The organism is Verrucomicrobiia bacterium, from assembly GCA_035495615.1.
Lineage (GTDB): Bacteria > Omnitrophota > Omnitrophia > Omnitrophales > Aquincolibacteriaceae > DATJFP01.
On the sequence record DATJFP010000026.1, the window covers coordinates 1 to 19046 of the forward strand.

Genomic DNA, 19046 nt, shown 5'->3' on the forward strand with positions numbered 1-19046 from the left:
CGCTTGCGCCGCAGCACGTCGCGGGGCAAAAAGGGACCGCCCGTCAGCGGGCGCGGATCAAGCGCCGTCATCAGCGCCGGATCGTCATAAGGCGACCAGGCATGGACAAGGGTTGCGTTTTTTTGCAAATCGTCGAAAAAGACTTCGGTCCAGGCCGGCGGCCGGGTTCCGGCCAGGAGAACGTACTCGATTCCCTTGGCCCGCAGCTCGGAAAGATCGTACGGAACAAGCGGACTCCAGAACAAAAAAGGGCTTTCCTGGCCGGGCTTGCGGGAAAGAAAATAAAGCTCGAACCCTCCCGGCTGCTCCTGCTCCCGGCGGATGAGAAAATCAAGCCTCCTTGCCTGCGCGTCGCCGTGAAGGCGGCCGTCGAGGCCTTGCTTCTTTTCTTCGAGCTGGGCCCGCGAAAACCGGAGCGGCGGCGCGTAGAATTTGACGTCCAGCGCGATCTTGGAGCCTGGCGCTAAATTCTTTTCGATCCATTCCCCGGCAAGCGTCCGCGTGTCGGGACGGCTCATGAGCAGGTCCCAGCGCAGGTCCATGCGGAGCGGATGAAAAACGGCGGCGGCCAGGACCGCGGCGCAAAGCCAGGCATGGCGGCCGGCCGGAAAGGCCGCGAAAAGTTTGCGCACGCCGGAAGCGGCAAGCAGGCAAATAAACGGCGTAAGAGGCAGAGCATAGCGGCTGTACGGCTGCCCTTTCAGCGCCAGCACCGCGTAGTAGGCCGCGGTGAAAATGAAAACGGCACGGCGCTTCATCCGAGGGAGCCAGGTCAACGCATGCTGCTCTTCAAAAAAAACCGAGAGGCCGCCGTAAAACGCAAGAAGCAGGACCGGCCATCCCATCCCCCCGGCAAGCGAATAAAAGAAGTGATGCCACGGTCCTGTGCCGGTATTTGACAGGGACTGCTCCCGCATCTCCGAGAGGAAAAACCGACCATCCAGCAGAGCGAATGGATTCAGGAGAAAAAAAACCAGCGCGGCCGCGCCCAGGGCCGCACCCGCGCACGCGGGCCAGCGGCTGCGGGGCGTGAAGCAGCCCGTAATATAAAAGTACGGCACCAGGAGAAAAATCCCGTTGTATTTGACCGCGCAAGCCAGGCCGATGAGTGCGCCCGCGAGGACGTGTTCGCGCACGCGTCCATGATGGTCCGCGGCCGCAAAAATGGCGCCCATCGCCAGGATCATCACGGCGACGAGCGGGATGTCGGCATACACATAATGCGAATCCGTGACATGCAGGAAGCAGAGGGCGAAGAAAAGAGACGAGGTCAGTGCTTCCTGCTTTGTCAGGTGACGGCTGGCCACGCGGTGCAGGGCGAAAATGCCCGCGGTGCCGCAAAGCACGCCGAACAGGAAGCGCGCGATAAGATAAAACGAGGCGGGATCGCCGTAAAAGAGCTGCTCGAAATCCGCGGGCGAATGAAAACCCCCGGCAAGTTTTCCCGCGACGTAATAAAAGCCGTAGACGATGAAAAGCAGGTAGCTGACGAGCGGCGGGATGTTGAAAAAGTGCGGGTTCATGTCCCCGGTTCCGTAGGCCAGCGCGTGGTTCACGACAATGGGTTCGTCCGCATGATAAAGATGAGGCAGACCAAAGTTTATGCCCCACAAGCGCAGCGCGAACCCGGCGGCGAGAATTCCTGCGAGGGCAAGATTGACGCTCTTGGCTTTCATGCGCGCACCTTCCCCCGCCAGTATTCCAGCATGTCGTCCAGAGCGTTCAGGGCGGTTTTGCGCGGTTTCCAGCCAAGCCGCCGGATCTTCCGCGGATCCGCGGCCATGACGCGCGGGTCGTCTTTGCGCAGCCGTGATTTTTCCACTTTGAACTTCATGGGCACGCGCGCGCGCGACAAAAGATAGTGCACGTACTGCTTGAGCAGGCGCCCCCGCCCCGTGCAGATGTTGTAGGCCTCTCCGGCTTTTCCTTTTTTCATGAGCAGCACGTAGGCCCGAACCACGTCTTCGACATGAAGAAAATCGCGCGTGGCGTCAAGGTTCCCGACACCCAGGACCGGCGGCTGCCGGCCCGCTTCCGCCATCGCCACCTGGCGGCACCAATCGGAAAAAACGAGCTTGTCCGACTGCCCTGCGCCGAGGTGATTGAAAGGCCGCGCGATCACGACGTCAAGATCATGGACCGCCGCGAAATTGAAGCAGGCCAGCTCGGCCATGGACTTTGTGGCCGCGTAAGGATTTTCCGGCCATTGCAGGTCGTCTTCCTTCAGGCACGGCTTCGTGCGGAACGTGCGGCCGTAGACCTGGTTCGTCGAGGCGAACATAATGCGGGCCCGGGGCGCATGCTCGCGCACGGCTTCGAGGAGATGGACCGTGCCGGCGGTGTTCACCGCGGTGGTCTGCGCCTGCATTTGCCAGGAAAGGCGCGGGATGCTTTGCGCCGAGAGATGGTAGATTTCATGGGGACGGATTTTCCGCACGGCCTCGCGCGCGCTTTCGCGCCGCGTCAGGTCGAGGCGCACCTGGCGCCGGGCCGGCCAATCGGGAACGCGGTGCGTGCAATAGGCGGCAAAAACTTCGGTCTTCGGAGAGCACTTGAGAAGGCCGAGCAGATAGTGCCCCGCGAAACCGCTTGCACCGGTGATCAGGACGCGGATCACTTAACCCGCTCCTTTCTCCTCTTCGACGACGCGCATGTCATGGTCCACCATCATGCGGATGAGCTGCGAGAAGCTCACCTCGGGCTTCCACTTGAGCTTGCGGCGGGATTCCCGGGCGTCGCCGCACAGGACGTGGACTTCCGCGGGACGGTAAAGCGAAGGCCGAATGCGAACGTGCTCTTTCCAGTTGAGGCCCGCGTGCTCAAAGGCAAGGCGCACGAATTCCTCGACCGTATGCGTTTCCCCGGTCGCCACGAGAAAATCTTCCGGCTTCGGCTGCTGGAGCATCAGCCACATGGCGCGCACGTAATCGCCCGCAAAGCCCCAGTCGCGCTTGGCCTTCAGGTTGCCGAGATCCAGATGCCGGGCCAGGCCGTGCTTGATGCGCGCGACACCGTAGGTGATCTTGCGCGTGACGAATTCTTTTCCGCGACGCGGGGATTCGTGGTTGAACAGGATGCCGGAGGCGGCGTAGATGCCGTAGCTTTCGCGGTAATTGATCGTGATCCAATGCCCGTAAAGCTTGGCCACGCCGTAAGGGCTGCGCGGATGAAACGGCGTCGTCATGTGCTGCGGGGAATGGTCCGTCAGGCCGAACATTTCGCTGGAAGAGGCCTGGTAAAAGCGGATGCGCTTCGGGTCCGTCAACTTGATGGCTTCGAGCATGCGCGTCACGCCCATGGCCGTGAATTCGCCGGTGAGAACGGGCTGCTCGAAGGACGTCGGAACAAACGACTGGGCCGCGAGGTTGTAGACTTCCCTCGGCTTGATCTTGCGCAGCGTGTTGATGAGCGAGAGCTGGTCGAGCAGGTCGGCCTGCACGATTTCGATGCGCCCCATGAGGTGCTGGATGCGCTCAAAGGTCTCGGTGCTGGAGCGGCGGACAACGCCGTAAACACGGTAACCTTTGGAAAGGAGAAACTCCGCGAGGTATGAGCCGTCCTGCCCGGTAATCCCCGTGATCAACGCCTTTCTTTTTTCAGCCATCGGGTCTCCGGGTCAGCGCTTCGTGGTCTGCTGCAGGCTCTGGCGGAAATATTCGATCGTCGTCTTCAAGCCTTCTTCGAGAGGCACTTTCGGCGACCATCCGAGCTTTTCCTTGGCGCGGGTGATGTCGGGCTGGCGGATCTTCGGATCGTCCACCGGAAGAGGCTTGTACTCGATCTTGCTTGCGCTGCCGATCATGCGGATAATCGTTTCCGCGAGCTGGAGGATCGTCATCTCGTTCGGATTGCCGAGATTGACCGGGGTGTTCAAATCCGAGAGCAGGACTTTTTCGATGCCCGCCACGAGATCGCTCACGTAGCAGAAGCTGCGCGTCTGGCTGCCGTTGCCGAAAACGGGTATCGACTGGCCGGACAGCGCGGCATTGATGAATTCCGGAATGGCGCGTCCGTCGCGCAGACGCATCCGCGGGCCGTACGTGTTGAAAATGCGGATGATCTTCGTGTTCAGGCCGTGCGCGTTGTGGTAGGCCATGGTGATGGCTTCCGCGAAGCGCTTGGCTTCATCGTACACGCCGCGCGGACCCACCGGATTGACGTTGCCCCAATAGTCTTCCTTTTGCGGATGAACGAGCGGATCGCCGTAGACTTCCGAAGTGGACGCCAGCAGCAGCGTCGCTTTCTTGGCCTTGGCAAGGCCGAGCGCATTATGCGTGCCGAGCGCGCCGACTTTCAGCGTCGGGATCGGGTGCTGGAGATAATCGATGGGGCTGGCCGGCGAGGCAAAATGCAGGATGTAATCCACCGCGTCCGGATATTCGATGTAATCGCTGATGTTCTGCTCGAGCAGCTTGAAGTTCTTATTGCCGGCCAGGTGCTGGATGTTATTCCTGCTGCCCGTGATGAAATTGTCCACGCAGACGACCCGGTATCCCTTGCCCAGAAAATGGTCGGACAAATGGGAGCCGATGAACCCCGCGCCGCCCGTGATCAAAACGACTTTCTCTGTCATGATTCCCTTTCTTTTTCCCGCCCTTAAAAGGCTTTGCGGCCGATGGCGTGGTAATTGAAACCGAGCTTTTTCATTTCCTGCGGCGAAAGGAAGTTGCGGCCGTCGAGGATGACGGGCTGGTGCAGGGACTTTTTGATCCGCTTCCAGTCCAGATCTTTGAACTCTTTCCAATCCGTCACGAGCGCCACGGCGTCCGCGCCTTTGCAGGCCTCGTAAGCGTCTTTGGCGTACTTGACGCCGCGCAGCACCGGCTTGGCCCGTTCCATGGCCTGAGGATCATAGGCCTGGATGGTCACGCCCTCTTTCTGCAGCGCCTCGATAATATCAATGGAAGGCGCGAACCGCATGTCGTCCGTATTGCCTTTGAAGGCCAGGCCGAGCATCGCGACTTTCTTGCCGCGCAGGTTCCACAGCACCTTTTCGATGAGTTTCACGTAGTACTGCTTCTGCGTCTCGTTGATCTCCAGCACTTCCTTCAGAAGGTTGAACGGCACGCCCAGCGCATGCGACATGTGGAGAAACGCGGCCAGGTCTTTGGGAAAGCAGAAACCGCCGAAGCCGATGCCCGCTTTCAGAAAACTTGCGCCGATGCGCGGGTCGAGCCCCATGCCTTCGGCGACTTTTTCGACGTCCGCGCCCACGGCGTCGCAGACGCGCGCCACGGAATTGATGAAAGAAATTTTTGTCGCGAGGAACGAATTCGAGGCGTGCTTGATGATTTCCGCGCTTTTGATGTCGGTCACCACCATGCGCGCCTTCAACGGCGCGTACAGCTGGCGCAGCAGTTTCTCCGCGCGCGCGCTCGAGACGCCAATCACGACGCGGTCCGGAGCGAGAAAATCCTCGATGGCCGAGCCTTCGCGGAGGAATTCCGGGTTGGACGCGACGTCGAACTCCACGCCGCGCACGTGGTCGAGGATAGTCTGGTAGACGCGCTCACCCGTCTGCACGGGCACGGTGCTCTTTTCGACGATCAGGCAGTAACGCTTCAGGTTCTTGGCGATCTCGCGCGAAACGTTTTCCACGTAGGAAAGGTCCGCGCCCCCGTCGTCTTTCGGCGGCGTGTTCACGCAGATGAAGACGATGTCGGAGTTCTGCACGGCCGGGCCGATGTTCGAGGTGAAGGTGATCTTCTTTTTCTTGCGGGCCTGGCGGACGATGCGGTCGAGGCCGGGCTCGTAAATCGGGATTTTTCCGGCATTCAGCATCTTGATTTTTTTGAGGTCGTTGTCGACGCAGACGACTTTGTTTCCGAGATGAGCAAAGCAGGCGCCCGTCACCAAGCCGACGTAGCCCGCTCCGATAATGGCCACTTTTTGCATTCCAGTCCTCCTGAAATTTCTCAAATCATGATTGATGCAGGCAACCCGTCCACGCAGAGCTCAAGCCGGAAGGGCCTTAGGGGGGACCCAGGCTGTCCTGCGCATACATGCTGCGCCCGAATTGATTGGCGCCGTTCACGGTCTCGCCGATACGCGGTTCGGAAAATGAGGCGCGGTTACTGCCGCCCCGAAGCGCGTAGTTGGGATAATGCTTCAAACGAAGATTGAAAAACAGCTCTTTATTGCCGCTGCGGATGGAAGAATTCCGGACGTTGTAGCCGAAGTCCAGGAGAAGGCAGTCGAAATCGCGGGTTGCCGTGACCTGCCATTCCTCGAGATCCATTTCCACGGCTTCCCAGCGGATGTAGCCGCCGACTTTCCAGCGGTCGTTGAGCGTGTAAAGACCCTCGAAGACGAATTGATGCGTGCCTTCGCTCTCTACCGTGTCCGCGGCCAGGCGCTCGCCGAAGAGCAGCCTGATTTTCTCGCCCTTGCGCAGGATGAAATCCTGCGTGAAGGCATGCGGCTCGCTGCGGATGAAATCGTGCTCGTAGCGCAGTTCGTACTGCAGCCAGTCGTAGGGGCGCAGGACGATTTCCTGGCCGAGCGTGATGAGCGACGCGCCTTTTTCGACGTTGCCCGGATTGGGCGACATGCTGAGGTAGGTGTTATAGCTGACCAGGTCCACGCGCTGCATCCGGCCGCGGACCACGCGCTTGGTCTGGAGGCGGTTTTCAAAGCCGAGCGTGACCACGTCCTGGTCGTCGATCGTGTCGATCTGGTCGAAATGGTCGAGCTTCTCGTCGCTCACCGAGGAGCGGAACGCCTCGTAGGTGACGTACGGCTCGATCACGTGGCGCAGGCGGTTGACTTCGATGCCTGCCACGTCGAACTGCGTTTCAAAGGTCTTGTAATACTGGTTGCGGACATCCAGGCCCCACCCGCCCACGGTGCGGAAATGATCGTCGTCCGACTGCGCTTCGCGGCTGTAATACGTGCCGCGCGCGTTGAGGAACGGCGTGACTTTGATGTCTTTGACTTTCATGGGCATGGACCATTCGCTGAAATGATCGAAGCGCTGCACGTCCTCGTTGTGCGAAGCGCGGGAATAGCGCTTGGCCAGATTCGCGTAGCTCGTCTGGTTCTGATAATAAACGTTGGGCACGATGCCCAGCGGCTGGTTCTTCCAGTCGAAGCGAACCTCGGGAAGTTTTTCAACCAGGGTTTCGAAGGTGTTCATCTTCTTGGTCGCGTGGACCAAGAATCCGTAGTTCGGGGAATTTTTAGTCAGCGTCACGAAGGATTGAGGTTCGATTTCGGAGCGAAACTCTTTCTCGAAAAAGTCCTGCAGGAAAACTTCGTCGGCGAGACGGTGGTAGCGGAGCTGGATGTTGGAATACTCGTCGAAGTCGGTGCGGTGCCACCACGAAAGGCGGCCGCGGTCGCGGTTTTCCGTCTGCGAGAAGGGATTCTCCCCGCCCGGCACCGGAGCTTCTTTGTCCTGCGTCCAATAGCCGCGGATTTCGCCGTGCGCGTACTGCCCGAAATCGTAGGAAAGGTCCGAGCCGCCGCCGAAGCCGCGTTTGCCGTGCACATCCGCGAGCAGATGCCCCCAGAGGTAGCGGTTGATGCTGTACCCTTTTTTCGTTTCGACGTAGGCGCCGAATTTGTCGTTGTAGCCGGCGACCACGCTGAAGGGCATGCTGCGGTTCTGGAGCGGGACCACGAGATAAGGCCACCAGAAAATCGGCCGGCCCATGGAATAAATCGTGACGTTGCGCGCCACCATTTTATCGTTGTCGTGGATCGTGACTTTTTTGGCGTGGACTTCGTACGGAGGCTTGTCGCCTTTGCAGGTCGTGAAGACGGCGTCGACGGCCGTGGCCGTGTCCTGATTTACTTTTTTGAGATCGCTGCCCGTGCAATGCCAGGGATAGCTGATGAGGGAGCCCTGGGGGAAATTGCCGCTGTGTTTGCCGAAGTCGTAATAAATCTCTTCGCCTTTGGCCACGGCCGATTCGCCCTGGAAAACGATAACGTGGCCCTTGGCAAAGGCCAGCTTGGTTTCGCGGTCGACCTCGGCATAATCCGCGGTGATTTTTTCGCTGCCGTGGGTAATGACGACATTGCCCTTGGCAATGACCTTCTTCTGTTCTTTCTGGTATTCGAGGGAGTCGGCGACAGTTTCGACCTGAGTATCGCGGTCGTCGTAAATGTTCTCGATGGGAAGCGAACGGGACGCGGGCTGCTGGGGTTCTGCGGAACGGGCACGAGGCGCTGCGACGAGAAGACCTGCCAGAAGAAAGGCGACAGGCATTTGGACGAATCGGCGAATCATACTGCTCCCGCTGTTATAAATCCTGGTAACGGACAACCCGGTTCCGGCCTTCTTCTTTGGCGCGGTAAAGCGCCAGATCCGACTGGTGGATCAATTCCCGCATCAGGGTCCCCGGCTCGGAATTTACCGGCATTTTTTCGGTCCCCTGCGGGTAAACAGCCACGCCCGCGCTCACGGTTACTTTGGTCACGACATCATAGACTTTAAAGGTATGCCGCGCAATGCTCGAACGGATACGCTCGGCAGCTTCCAGCGCGCCGCGCGCGCCTGTTTCCGGAATGATCACTAAAAATTCTTCCCCGCCGTAACGCGCCACGATGTCGACTTTTCTCAAGTTCGACCGCAGCACCGCGGCCACTTCCCGGAGCGTCGCGTCTCCGACCAGGTGACCGAAGTCGTCATTATATCTTTTGAAGTGATCAATGTCTAACATTAATAATGCCAATGAGAAGCCATGTTTCATGCTCCGCTTCAACTCGCTCTCGAACAGGTCCATGCAGTGCCGCCGGACAAAGACCTGCGTGAGGCTGTCGACGATGGAAAGCTCGCGGACGGTTTCGTAAAGACGGATTTTTTTGATCTGCAGCACGAGGTGCGAAACCAGCACTTCAAATTTTGCCAGATCGCCCTGATCGGCCCCGGCCACGCTCAGATACGCCAGCACGTCGTTCTCGATCGCCAGAGGAAACAGCCATTTGGAATCGACCAGCTGCAGGCGCTTTTCCTCCAGAGCCTTCTGCATCAGGTTTCTTTCCGGCTCGGGCGGCTCGAAGTCGTCGAACGCCACGCCTTTTTCCGTGATCGCGTAACGCCGGAACGGCTTCAGCGCTTCTTTGGATTCTTCCGCGTTCAGGATGAGCGACATCTCCTGGAACGGAAGTTCCGGGCGCACGCGCTTGTAGATGAGTTCAGCCAGCACGTCGTAATTCAGCGACTCGCTGAAATCGCGGGCCATTTCGAAAAGGTCCATGAGGCTGGCCGCCTGCTTTTCGAGATGCTGCAGGTTCTCGAGGCGGTTCTGGTGCTTGTGCTTGAGCATTTCCCAGCTGCGAAGGAGTTCCTCATTCCGGTCTGTTTCCAGTTTGAGCTGATAAAGCCAGGTGCGCCGGTAAACGATGAGCGCGCCGAGCGCGCCCAGATGCCCCACCAGCAGGAAAAGCATTTCGAATTCCGTGAAGCGCGCCAGGAAATACAGTTCGCAGATCACGAAAATGGCGACACTGGAACGGAAAAGGAAGATCGCGCGCTCCGAATAAAGATAAAACATCGGGAGCAGCATGAAGGACGACAGCGCGTAATACGCGAGGCTCAGCTCTTCGGCCTTGAAATAAAGGACCGGGAGCGCCATCAGAAAGATGATGAAGATCAGGATGCGCTTAAACATATCCGATTTCTTCCCGCTTTTTTGGCCGCGTAAAGCGCCTTGTCGGCCTTTTGGATGAGCATTTCCCAGTCCAGCGTATCAAGGGGCATATTGGAAACGCCGACCGAAACGGTCATTTGAAGCTGCTCGCGGCGCAGGACAAACGGCTGGGCTTCGACCTGCGCGCGGATTTTTTCCGCAAGCTTGGCCGCCTCGTCCTGGGAATATTCCGGCAGGATCACGAGGAACTCTTCCCCCCCGTAGCGGCCCACGACCGCGTTCTCGCAGATTTCGCGGAGAATGTCCGCAAAACGGATGAGCATGAGGTCGCCTCCCCCGTGCCCGTATTTGTCATTGCAATCCTTGAAGTGGTCGATGTCGCACATCAGGATCGAGAGCGGACGGTTGGTGAGCAGCGCGCGCGAATGCTCCTGCTTCAGGCGGTCATAAAGATAGCGGCGCAGGTACAAGCCGGTCAGCGAGTCGCGGATCGCGAGCTCTTCGGTTTTTTCGTAGAGCATGGCGTTCGAGATGGCGGACGACGAGAGCACGGCAATGGCATCGAGCAGCCGCAGGTCGTCGTTGGAAAAAGTTTCCGGCTGGCGCGAGTTGATGCGCAGCGCGCCGATCACCTTGCCTTCATAGAAAATCGGGGCGATCACGATGCTTCGGATGTTCTGCTGGCGCGAGGTCTGGCTCACGTCGAAGCGGAAATCCTGGTGCGAATCCATCACGATGAAACGTTTCCGGTTCCGGATCGACCATTGGTCGAACAGATCCCCCTGTTTGTCCGCGACGTTCGCGGTTTTGCGGAGCGCTTTCGACGCCATCACCGAGAGGTTCTTACCCTCGGCGTCGGCCAGCACCAGGATCACGATGTCGCCGCGCGGGATAAATTCCGCGGCGCGGTCCACCACGATCTTGCTGAGCTGCGACACGGACAGTGTCGTGGCGAGTTCCTCGGCCAGCTTGCGGAGGTTGTAGTACGTGGAATATTTCTCGAACAGGATGCTGATGCCCTCGCCTTTGGTCTTGTACGCTACGTCCAGGTCATTCTTTTCGTTCTGGTATTTCTCGCGGTCGACGAGAAGCCCGGCGATCTGGTTGTCGAAGTATTCGTCGATGCGGTACAGCAGCAGGCAGAAGCCCGCGTACAGGACAGGCAGCCAGACCACGACCGCGGTCTGGGCCACGCTGTAAACGAAGATCACCATGATTAGCGCAAAGCACGCGAACAGCACCCCCCCGATCAGCTGGAACGCGATCCATCCGCCGATGATGGGAAAAAGGAAACCCACGAGGCTCAGGATGCTGCGCCTCAGGTAGATTTCCGGATAGACCGTGGTGCCGAGGAAGGAAAGCGAATAGATAATCTGGTGAGTGAAGAAAAAAGCGGCGAGGAGCGAAACAACGAAGCTTATCTGTTTACGGGTCGTATAACCCATAAGCGATCAGACAATCGCTTTTTCAGTTACGGGATCGAAAAAGTGAGCCTTGCTCATGTCGAAGACCACCTGAAGGTCCTGGTTGACGGACGCCGTGTCCTGGTTGGAAACCCGCGCGACGAAGTTGTTCCGGCCCGCGTTCAGGTAAAGGTAAATCTCGGAACCCATGGGCTCGACCACGTCGACGGTCGCGGTAATGGTGAACTCCTGGCGCGCGTCCTGCGCAAAGATCTTGTCGTAGACGTCTTCCGGACGGATGCCGAGCACGACTTCTTTGTTCATGTAAGGCTCGACCTTGGAATACGACTGCGGCAGAAGGCGCAGTTTGATGCCCTTGTCCTGGAAATAAAAATCGCCGCTGTCGCGCTGCAGTTTGCCGCTCAGGAAGTTCATCGGAGGCGATCCGATGAAGCCGGCCACGAAACGGTTCTGCGGCATCTCGTACAGGTTGACCGGGTCCGCGACCTGGAGGATGCTGCCGCCTTTCATGACCACGATGCGATCGCCGAGCGTCAAAGCTTCCACCTGGTCGTGCGTCACGTAAATCATGGTGCACTGGAGGCGGTTGTGGAGTTTGTGGATTTCCTTGCGCATCTGGATGCGGAGCTTCGCGTCCAGGTTGGAAAGAGGTTCGTCGAAGAGGAAGACTTTCGGCTTGCGGACGATGGCGCGCCCGACGGCCACGCGCTGGCGCTCGCCGCCCGAGAGTTCCTTCGGCTTGCGCTTGAGCATTTCCGTGAGACCGAGGATTTCCGCGGCTTCCATCACGCGGCGCTCGATTTCCTTTTTGGGGTACTTGCGAAGCTTCAGCGCGAACTCGAGGTTCTCGTACACGGTCATGTGCGGGTAAAGGGCGTAGTTCTGAAACACCATCGCGATGTCGCGGTTTTTCGCAGGCGTGTCGTTGACGATCTGATTATCGATCAGGATCTGGCCCGAGCTGATTTCTTCCAAGCCCGCGATCATGCGCAGCGTGGTGGATTTGCCGCAGCCCGAAGGCCCGACGAAGACGACGAATTCCTTGTCCTCGATGTCCAGGCTGACGTTGTTCACCGCGAGGACTTTATTGCTGTACACCTTGCAAAGATTTCTCACGCTTACCGTGGCCAAAGCAAACTCCTTTGAAAGTTAAAAGTTAAGAAGCATACTCCAGAACAAGGCTCAACCGCTCGCGCAGGGAGCGCCGGTCGACGACCATGTCGATCATGCCGTGTTCGAGAAGAAATTCGGAAGTCTGGAAATCGTTCGGAAGTTTTTGACGGATCGTCTGCTCGATCACGCGCGGGCCCGCGAAGCCGATGAGCGCCTTGGGCTCGGCGATGATGATGTCGCCCAGCGACGAAAAGCTGGCCATGACGCCGCCCATCGTGGGATTGGTCAGAACGGAAATGAAAGGCTTGCTGCCCGCCTGGTAACGGGACAGGGCCATGGAGGTCTTGGCCATCTGCATGAGGCTGAGCGCGCCTTCGTACATGCGGGCGCCGCCGCCTGAGCCCGAAATGATGATCAGAGGAATTTTACGTTCGGTCGCGAATTCGACCAGGCGCGTGATTTTCTCGCCCACCACCGAACCCATCGAACCCATGATGAAGCGTGAATCTGTAACGCCGAATGCCACGGCCTTGCCGCCCATCTTGCCTTCCCCGGTCACACAGGCCTCTTTGAGACCGGTTTTTTTTTGGTCCTGCTTGAGTTTCTCCAGATACGGCTTCACGCCGGAAAAGCCCAGCGGGTCCTGCGTCACGAGATCCGTGTCGTGTTCTTCGAAGCTCTTGGGATCCAGGAGGTGCTGGATGCGGTCCTGAGCCCGCATGATAAAATGATAATCGCATTTGAGGCAGACGTAGAGATTGTCCTTGAGGGACTTATTGAACATCACGTACTGGCAGCTGGGGCACTTGGTCCAAAGCCCGGCGGGAACGCTTTTCTTTTTGAGGCCGCTGACAATGGGGCCGGACGGCATTTCCGCGGCATTCTGGGAAGACGGATTTTCGTCGCTCGCGATCATGTCCCTGTCACCTTGGAGGCGGGTTGATTGCAATTTTTATACCTTACGGCACGGCAAGAGCTTACGGCAAAATTTCACGGATTATAAAACGTAGGGGAGCCCCTGTCAATCGCTTTCTAAATTCAGGAGGCACCTTACTTTACAGAAATTCACTTTCATGGTATTGTTCTTGCATGGATACCCGGCTCATACAGAACCAATCCCAGAAGCTGATCTTATCCCCCCAGATCCGGCAATACTTACGCCTCCTTCAGATGCCCATCATGGAGCTTGCCCAGGCCGTTGATGTGGAAATGACCGAAAACCCCATGCTGGAGGAAAAAAACGGCACCCCCGACGAAGACGGGGTCATAGAGACGCCGGCGGTCGAAGCCGACGGCTCCCTGCCCGAGGTCCCCGCGCCCGCTTCCAAGGAGCTCCAGCTCGGCGAGTCTTTCGACAATCTGAGCGAATGGGGCCGCGATTTCGACGACAATTCTTTCGATCATGACTCGTCCTATCGCTCGTCCGCGGACTTGCAAAAGCAGAAAGATTTCAAGGACAGCCTCCTGACCCAGCGCGAAGGCCTTTCCGACTACCTTTTGTCTCAGTCCCGCTTCCTGGAACTAAGCGCGGAGGAAAAGAAAATCGTGGAAGTCATCGTCGGCAACATCGACGATCAGGGCTATTTGAAAGCTACGATCGAGGAAATGGCCGCAGCCTTGAACGTAACACCCGAAAAAGTCGCCGCAGCCCTCGAAAAAGTCCAGCAGCTCGAGCCCGCGGGAATCGGCGCGCGGAACCTGCAGGAGGCGCTCTTGCTGCAGCTGAAACGGCTCCATCCCGAAGCCGAGCTTGCCCGGCAGATTGTGCAGGAGCAGCTTCCGCTGTTGGAAAAAAGGGACTGGCCTCAGCTGGCGCGCGTGCTGGATGCCGGCGACGAGGAAATCAAGGAAGCCGCCGAGATTATCATGCGCCTCGAGCCGCGGCCCGGCCGGAGATTCAATTCCGAAGACAACATCGCGGTCACGCCGGACGCTGTGGTCACTTACAACGAAAACAGCACGCCGCCGTACAAAATCGAAGTCGTGAACGAAAGGATCCCGGAGCTGCGCATCAACGCCTATTACCGCAAGCTCCTGCGCACCAAAGACCTCGATGACAAGACCAAAGAATTCCTCAAAGAAAAAATGCAGTCGGCCCTGAACTTTCTCAAAGCCATCCAGCAGCGGCGCTCCACGCTTTACGAGATCACGGACCAGATCCTGAAAGAGCAGCTGGAATTTTTCGACAAAGGCTTTTCCCACTTGAAGCCGCTGCGCCTGAAAGACATTGCCGCGAACCTCGGGATTCACGAATCGACCGTGAGCCGCGCGATCCACGGCAAATACATCCAGACCCCGCAGGGCACGATCCCCTTCCGGAGTTTTTTCTCTTCGAAGCTCGAAACGACAAGCGGCGAGGCGGAATCGCAGAAGAGCATCATGGAAAAACTCAAGAAGCTGATTTCCGGGGAAGACGCGGCCCACCCGCTGAGCGACCAGGAGCTGGTCGCCATCCTCAAAAAAGACGGCGTCGTCATTGCGCGGCGTACCGTCGCGAAATACCGCGACCTGCTCCGCATCCTGCCTTCGCATCTCCGGAGAAAGCGCTGAACCGCGCTGGGAAGAAAAACAAGCTGGTGGTCAGAATCGAACTGACGACCTACTGTTTACGAAACAGTTGCTCTACCGACTGAGCTACACCAGCGTGAAGGGGTAGATGAAAACGGGGTGACATTATAGTCAAAACCGCCCTTTTCCGAAAGCCTATTCTTCCAGAGCTCTAGCGCCGCCGCGTGAGGTAATAAAAACCCAGGATCGTTTTCGCGTCCGTGATTTTCCCGCTGCGGATCATGGCCTCGATCTGCGGCCCCGTAAAAACCCCGATCTCGATCTCTTCATCCTCGTCTTTTTCGCCCCAGGCCGGATAAAGCTTTTCTGCGAGAAACAGGTGCATGACTTCGCTGGAAATGCCCGGCGACGGATAAAATGACACGAGCTTGCGCATTTTTTTCGGGCAGGCGCCGATCTCTTCGCACAGTTCCCGCTTCGCAGCTTCGTTCAGGTTTTCGCCCGGCTCGATGCCGCCCGCGGGAAACTCCCAGAGCCAGCCGCGCGCCGCGAAACGGAATTGTCGCACGAGCAGGTAGCGCTGCTTGGAGATTTTCGGGATCATGACCACCGAACCTGGATGCTCGAGGATTTGCCGCGACAGCCATTTCCCCTTGCCCGCGCGCACCAGGCAGTCCACCAAATGGACCGGGCCCTTGGAAAAAACAACCTTCCTGGTCTTGACCGTAAATTTTGCTTTAACCGGCATGGCCTGTCACCTCGATCACGGCCCCCACCTTGAGGCCGGATATTTTTTGCGCGGAACCCATGGGGCTCGCGATTTCCAGCCGCCCTTCGCTGTTGATCAGCGCGCAAAAGCGGCTGCGGCTGTGTCCGTAACTGGGCACGAGTCCGCGCAGGACGATTTTTCCCGCGCGCACGACGCAGCCGCTCCAGGACTTGAGGTCCGACTCGCGGAGGTTCGTAATTGCGTTTCCATAACTGTCCCAGCGCACAATCTTACCACGGATTTTGTTTCCCCGGCGCGTGGGTTTTTCTTCCGGAAACCGCCGCAGCGTTTTCAGCCGCGGGCCGAGGCTCGCGACGCGTCCGCCGCTGGCAAGATAGGCCGCGGCCGGGGCCATGATGTCCCGGCCGTGAAACGTGTTCGAGATTTTGGCCGCGAAAGCGCGGGAAACCGTATGGGCTTGCAGCTTCGGGAAAAGGCCCGCGAGAAATCCGAGAAGTCCGTTGTCGGGCGCGATAAAAACGTAACGGCCGGTGTCCACGGCCACGATCTTTCTCGCCGTGCCTACGCCGGGATCGACCACGGCCACGAAAACCGTGCCCTGGGGATAATATTTGAAGCAAGCCTCGAGAAAATAACCGGCCCCGCGAACATCCAGCGGCGTGATTTCGTGAGAGAGGTCCGTGATCACAGCCTGCGGCGCGCGCAGCCGGAGCACGCCTTTCATGGATGCGGCATAGGGGTCGCGCGTTCCGAAATCGGTCAAAAGCGCGATGGTCCGCGCCCGCGGGCGGGGCCTCATTCCGTTTTTCTCAGCCATTCCGAAGCGTGGACGATTTTCCTTTCCACGGAATCAAAGACGTGGATGCAGTTGCGGCCCTGACGTTTGGATTCCAGAAGCGCCGCGTCCACCCACTTGATGAGAAAGTCGGTGTCGATCGTCGACTGAGGAATTTCCGTCGTGACACCCAGGCTGATCGTAATGTGGAAAGAATCGCGCGACGGCATCACGACGACGAGGTCAGGGTCTTGCTCCACGCTCTGGCGCAGCTGCTCCGCGGCGCGCACGGCTTCGGGAAGCCTCTGCCCCGGCAGGATGATGCAGAATTCGTCGCCGCCGTAGCGGAAGATGAGATTGCGTTCGGAAAGCGTGTTCTTGACCTTGTGCGCCACCAGCTGGAGGATGCGGTCGCCCTGCTGATGGCCGGCCAGGTCGTTGATGGTCTTGAAGCCGTCCACGTCGAACATGATCAAGGAGAAAACCTGCAGGCATTCTTTGTCTTTGTAAATCTCGTTGGTCAGCCAGCGGGTCATGTAGCTGCGGTTGTAAGCGCCGGTCAGCGTATCCACGAGCGCGAGCGTCTCCACCCTCTCATAGGCGCGCTTCAGGCGGACCTGGTAATCCTGCAAGACGCGGTTTTCCCTCTCGGTCTCGCTTTTCAGCGTGAATTCTTTGAAGCGCATGGTCTCGTTCATGCGCGACGCGACCATGGAAACGAAGATGAAGAATAGCAGGTAGCTGTTGGACTTGATGAACCAGGCCCATTCCACTTCCTGGCGCCCGAGCACGATGCCGAGGGGATAGAAAATGTAGAGCGGCACGCATACGCTGGCCGTCGCCGCCGCGCCCCACGGCATCAAAAATCCCATAAGAATAAAAAACAGCGTGAACGTCACCATCTGGTCGAAGCCCGTCTGGACGTTGAGAATGCGCTGGAGCATGGTGGTGGCGCCGACGAAGATCGCAAGCATGATCGTAAATGCGTAGCAGCTCTTCCGGAACGGCGGCACGAAGCTGAAGACGCCGAAGCACAGCAGCAGCGCGCTCGAAACGAACTCGATCCGGACGGAAGGATTGATGTTCGGCGCGGCGTTCGTGTTCCATTCCGTGATGAACGAAATCATGTAAAGCAGGAACAGAAAAACGACGCAAAGACGGAAACGGGGCACGGCAAGCCGTTCGGTTTCCATCTCGAAGAACGACTTCACTTCGTCGTTGACGGTGGTCTGGGCCTGAAAAAAACGGACCAGATGGGCGGATGTTTTTTTGTTCGCTGCTGCCATGCGCACGCTGCGGCAAAGCCGCGGATTATTCTTCCGGTTTGGCCATTTCGGTTTTCATGCTTTTCGTGGTGACGCGGTCCAGGTACGCAAAATCATCGGTGTCAATGCGCACAAACTCGCCTGTTTTGACGAACTGCGGTACCAGGATTTTGAGGCCGTTCTCGAGCTCCGCCTCTTTGGAGGTTGCGCCGCCGCCCATGGGAGCAGGCGTGCTCGTCACCTGCAATTCCACGATCTTAGGGAAATCCACGCCGACCGCCTTTCCCTCGACGAAATCCACGCCGATCTCCGAATTCTCTTTGAGGAAAACCGACTGCTTCCCGACGGCCTTCTCCGGGAGGGAAAATTGCTCGTACGTTTCCATGTTCATGAACACGTACTGGTTCGCGTCTTTGTACGAGTACTGCATTTTGACCCGATGCGACTCCAGCGTCTCGATTTTTTCTTCGGCCCGCAGGCTTTTCTCCATCATGTGGCCGTCTTCCAGCGATTTGAGCTTCATGTGCATGGTCTTGCCGACCTTGCCGCTGCCTTTCATTTCCTGCGAAATCACCTTGCAGATTTTGCCTTCCAGATTCAGGACATTGCCGACTCTGAGATCCCCTGCCACCGCCATACGCACCTCCCTGACTTTTCTACAGCAGCTCCTTGTAATCGCGCCATGCGAACGGCGGAGCGCCGCAGACCACGAACTCCGGGTTGACCATGTCTTCCCGGTTGTAACGCAAGAGGCCGCCTTCCGCCGTGGCCAGGCTTCCTCCCGCCTCGTTGACCACGCAATGCGCGGCCGCCGTATCCCACTCCATGGTCGGACTGAGCCGGGGATAAAAATTTGCCTTCCCCTCGGCCACGAGGCAAATCTTGAGCGCGCTTCCCATGCTGATCATGGACGCGTCCGGCAGCCGGGCCAAAAAGGCCTTGAGCCGTTCGTTCGTATGCGACCGGCTGGCCACGACAATGAGTCCGTCCTTGCGGTAGTCGGAAACAAAAAGGCGCGTTTCGCCGCCGTTTGCTTTCTTGTAAGCGCCCAAGCCTTGGGCCCCGCTGTACGTCATTCCAAGCACCGGCGCGTGAACGACACCGAGGACCGGATCGCCGCCGCGCACCAGCGCGATGTTCACTGTAAATTCGCCGTTGCGCTTGATGAATTCCTTGGTGCCGTCCAGAGGATCCACGAGCCAGCACTGGCTCCAGCCCCGCCTTTTTTCGTACGGAGGAACCGCGGACTCCTCCGAAATCACGGGAATGTCCGGAGAAATCCTGATCAATTCGCCTTGGATCAGCTCGTGCGCGGCCTGGTCGGCCTTGGTCAACGGCGAGTGATCTTCCTTAAAAGTCGTGCCAAAATCGCCGCCTTCGTAAATCGCTTTGATGGCTCTTCCCGCTTGTTCGGAAATTTCCACCACGCGGCGGCGCAAAGCGTCTGTCAGTTCGATAATTTTCATGATGACCTTGCCTATGGTTATCGGCCGGGAGGGATAAGGAGTGAAGACACCCTTTTGCATGGTAAATTTGGAGCGGGATACGGGAATCGAACCCGTGTCCATAGCTTGGGAAGCTATTGTACTACCATTGTACTAATCCCGCTTGAACTGCGAAGGCATGCTGCGAGCC

The 19046-nt window shown here is 58.2% G+C and carries 16 protein-coding genes and 2 tRNA genes; 1 reads left to right on the forward strand and 17 read right to left on the reverse strand.

Translation table 11 applies throughout. The features are described 5' to 3' along the window. From VL688_02960 to accD, 10 genes are all read right to left on the reverse strand, one after another. Positions 1 to 1676: glycosyltransferase family 39 protein (locus tag VL688_02960; protein HTL47005.1), on the reverse strand; the 1676-nt coding region annotated here is incomplete at its 3' end. Then, the gene (locus VL688_02965) at positions 1673 to 2617 is read right to left on the reverse strand and encodes a GDP-mannose 4,6-dehydratase (GenBank protein HTL47006.1); all 945 of its coding nucleotides are present in this window, start codon (positions 2615 to 2617) and stop codon (positions 1673 to 1675) included. The genes VL688_02965 and VL688_02960, both read right to left, overlap by 4 nt. Continuing rightward, entirely contained in the window at positions 2618 to 3604 is a 987-nt protein-coding gene (gmd, locus tag VL688_02970; protein HTL47007.1) for a GDP-mannose 4,6-dehydratase, read from the reverse strand. Between the two features lie 12 nt (positions 3605 to 3616). Next, positions 3617 to 4573, reverse strand: coding sequence for a UDP-glucuronic acid decarboxylase family protein (locus tag VL688_02975; GenBank protein HTL47008.1), 957 nt, complete (start codon positions 4571 to 4573; stop codon positions 3617 to 3619). Between the two features lie 23 nt (positions 4574 to 4596). Beyond that, positions 4597 to 5895 carry a UDP-glucose/GDP-mannose dehydrogenase family protein gene (locus VL688_02980; GenBank protein ID HTL47009.1) on the reverse strand — a complete coding sequence of 433 codons (1299 nt, stop codon included), beginning with the start codon at positions 5893 to 5895 and terminating at the stop codon, positions 4597 to 4599. Between the two features lie 76 nt (positions 5896 to 5971). Further along, on the reverse strand, positions 5972 to 8233 hold the full coding sequence (gene lptD / locus VL688_02985) for an LPS assembly protein LptD (GenBank protein HTL47010.1): 2262 nt from the start codon (positions 8231 to 8233) through the stop codon (positions 5972 to 5974). 13 nt (positions 8234 to 8246) lie between these two features. Beyond that, the gene (locus VL688_02990; protein HTL47011.1) at positions 8247 to 9617 is read right to left on the reverse strand and encodes a GGDEF domain-containing protein; all 1371 of its coding nucleotides are present in this window, start codon (positions 9615 to 9617) and stop codon (positions 8247 to 8249) included. Beyond that, on the reverse strand, positions 9599 to 11041 hold the full coding sequence (locus VL688_02995; GenBank protein HTL47012.1) for a sensor domain-containing diguanylate cyclase: 1443 nt from the start codon (positions 11039 to 11041) through the stop codon (positions 9599 to 9601). The genes VL688_02990 and VL688_02995 overlap by 19 nt, the downstream gene beginning before the upstream one ends. Positions 11042 to 11047: 6 nt before the next feature. After that, the gene (ugpC, locus tag VL688_03000; protein ID HTL47013.1) at positions 11048 to 12151 is read right to left on the reverse strand and encodes a sn-glycerol-3-phosphate ABC transporter ATP-binding protein UgpC; all 1104 of its coding nucleotides are present in this window, start codon (positions 12149 to 12151) and stop codon (positions 11048 to 11050) included. A gap of 25 nt (positions 12152 to 12176) precedes the next feature. Next, entirely contained in the window at positions 12177 to 13049 is an 873-nt protein-coding gene (gene accD, locus VL688_03005) for an acetyl-CoA carboxylase, carboxyltransferase subunit beta (GenBank protein ID HTL47014.1), read from the reverse strand. A 173-nt stretch (positions 13050 to 13222) separates the two neighbouring features. On the opposite strand from accD, the gene rpoN reads away from it, so the two are divergent. Continuing rightward, positions 13223 to 14683 carry an RNA polymerase factor sigma-54 gene (rpoN, locus tag VL688_03010; protein HTL47015.1) on the forward strand — a complete coding sequence of 487 codons (1461 nt, stop codon included), beginning with the start codon at positions 13223 to 13225 and terminating at the stop codon, positions 14681 to 14683. A gap of 21 nt (positions 14684 to 14704) precedes the next feature. Here rpoN and VL688_03015 read toward each other — a convergent pair. The 7 genes from VL688_03015 to VL688_03045 all read right to left on the reverse strand — a co-directional run bounded on the left by VL688_03015 (position 14705) and on the right by VL688_03045 (position 19019). Continuing rightward, positions 14705 to 14777 (reverse strand) — tRNA-Thr (locus VL688_03015). A gap of 75 nt (positions 14778 to 14852) precedes the next feature. Beyond that, entirely contained in the window at positions 14853 to 15389 is a 537-nt protein-coding gene (locus tag VL688_03020; GenBank protein ID HTL47016.1) for an NUDIX hydrolase, read from the reverse strand. Then, entirely contained in the window at positions 15379 to 16170 is a 792-nt protein-coding gene (locus VL688_03025) for an SAM-dependent chlorinase/fluorinase (GenBank protein HTL47017.1), read from the reverse strand. The genes VL688_03020 and VL688_03025 overlap by 11 nt, the downstream gene beginning before the upstream one ends. Continuing rightward, the gene (locus tag VL688_03030) at positions 16167 to 17432 is read right to left on the reverse strand and encodes a GGDEF domain-containing protein (protein HTL47018.1); all 1266 of its coding nucleotides are present in this window, start codon (positions 17430 to 17432) and stop codon (positions 16167 to 16169) included. Before VL688_03030 ends, VL688_03025 begins: the two co-directional genes overlap by 4 nt. Before the next feature lie 25 nt (positions 17433 to 17457). Beyond that, on the reverse strand, positions 17458 to 18048 hold the full coding sequence (locus VL688_03035) for an elongation factor P (protein ID HTL47019.1): 591 nt from the start codon (positions 18046 to 18048) through the stop codon (positions 17458 to 17460). Positions 18049 to 18067: 19 nt separating this feature from the next. After that, positions 18068 to 18877, reverse strand: a complete 810-nt coding sequence (gene cysQ, locus VL688_03040) for a 3'(2'),5'-bisphosphate nucleotidase CysQ (GenBank protein ID HTL47020.1) — start codon at positions 18875 to 18877, stop codon at positions 18068 to 18070. 68 nt (positions 18878 to 18945) lie between these two features. After that, positions 18946 to 19019 (reverse strand) — tRNA-Gly (locus VL688_03045). Positions 19020 to 19046 lie beyond the last annotated feature (27 nt).

Coding starts and splice junctions, on each gene's coding strand:
- VL688_03035 (HTL47019.1), bottom strand. CDS start 18,048: ATGGCGGTGGCAGGGGATCTCAGAGTCGGCAATGTCCTGAATCTGGAA.
- VL688_02990 (HTL47011.1), bottom strand. CDS start 9,617: ATGTTTAAGCGCATCCTGATCTTCATCATCTTTCTGATGGCGCTCCCG.
- VL688_03030 (HTL47018.1), bottom strand. CDS start 17,432: ATGGCAGCAGCGAACAAAAAAACATCCGCCCATCTGGTCCGTTTTTTT.
- VL688_02980 (HTL47009.1), bottom strand. CDS start 5,895: ATGCAAAAAGTGGCCATTATCGGAGCGGGCTACGTCGGCTTGGTGACG.
- rpoN (HTL47015.1), top strand. CDS start 13,223: ATGGATACCCGGCTCATACAGAACCAATCCCAGAAGCTGATCTTATCC.
- VL688_02995 (HTL47012.1), bottom strand. CDS start 11,041: ATGGGTTATACGACCCGTAAACAGATAAGCTTCGTTGTTTCGCTCCTC.
- gmd (HTL47007.1), bottom strand. CDS start 3,604: ATGGCTGAAAAAAGAAAGGCGTTGATCACGGGGATTACCGGGCAGGAC.
- VL688_03020 (HTL47016.1), bottom strand. CDS start 15,389: ATGCCGGTTAAAGCAAAATTTACGGTCAAGACCAGGAAGGTTGTTTTT.
- cysQ (HTL47020.1), bottom strand. CDS start 18,877: ATGAAAATTATCGAACTGACAGACGCTTTGCGCCGCCGCGTGGTGGAA.
- VL688_03025 (HTL47017.1), bottom strand. CDS start 16,170: ATGAGGCCCCGCCCGCGGGCGCGGACCATCGCGCTTTTGACCGATTTC.
- VL688_02975 (HTL47008.1), bottom strand. CDS start 4,573: ATGACAGAGAAAGTCGTTTTGATCACGGGCGGCGCGGGGTTCATCGGC.
- lptD (HTL47010.1), bottom strand. CDS start 8,233: ATGATTCGCCGATTCGTCCAAATGCCTGTCGCCTTTCTTCTGGCAGGT.
- accD (HTL47014.1), bottom strand. CDS start 13,049: ATGATCGCGAGCGACGAAAATCCGTCTTCCCAGAATGCCGCGGAAATG.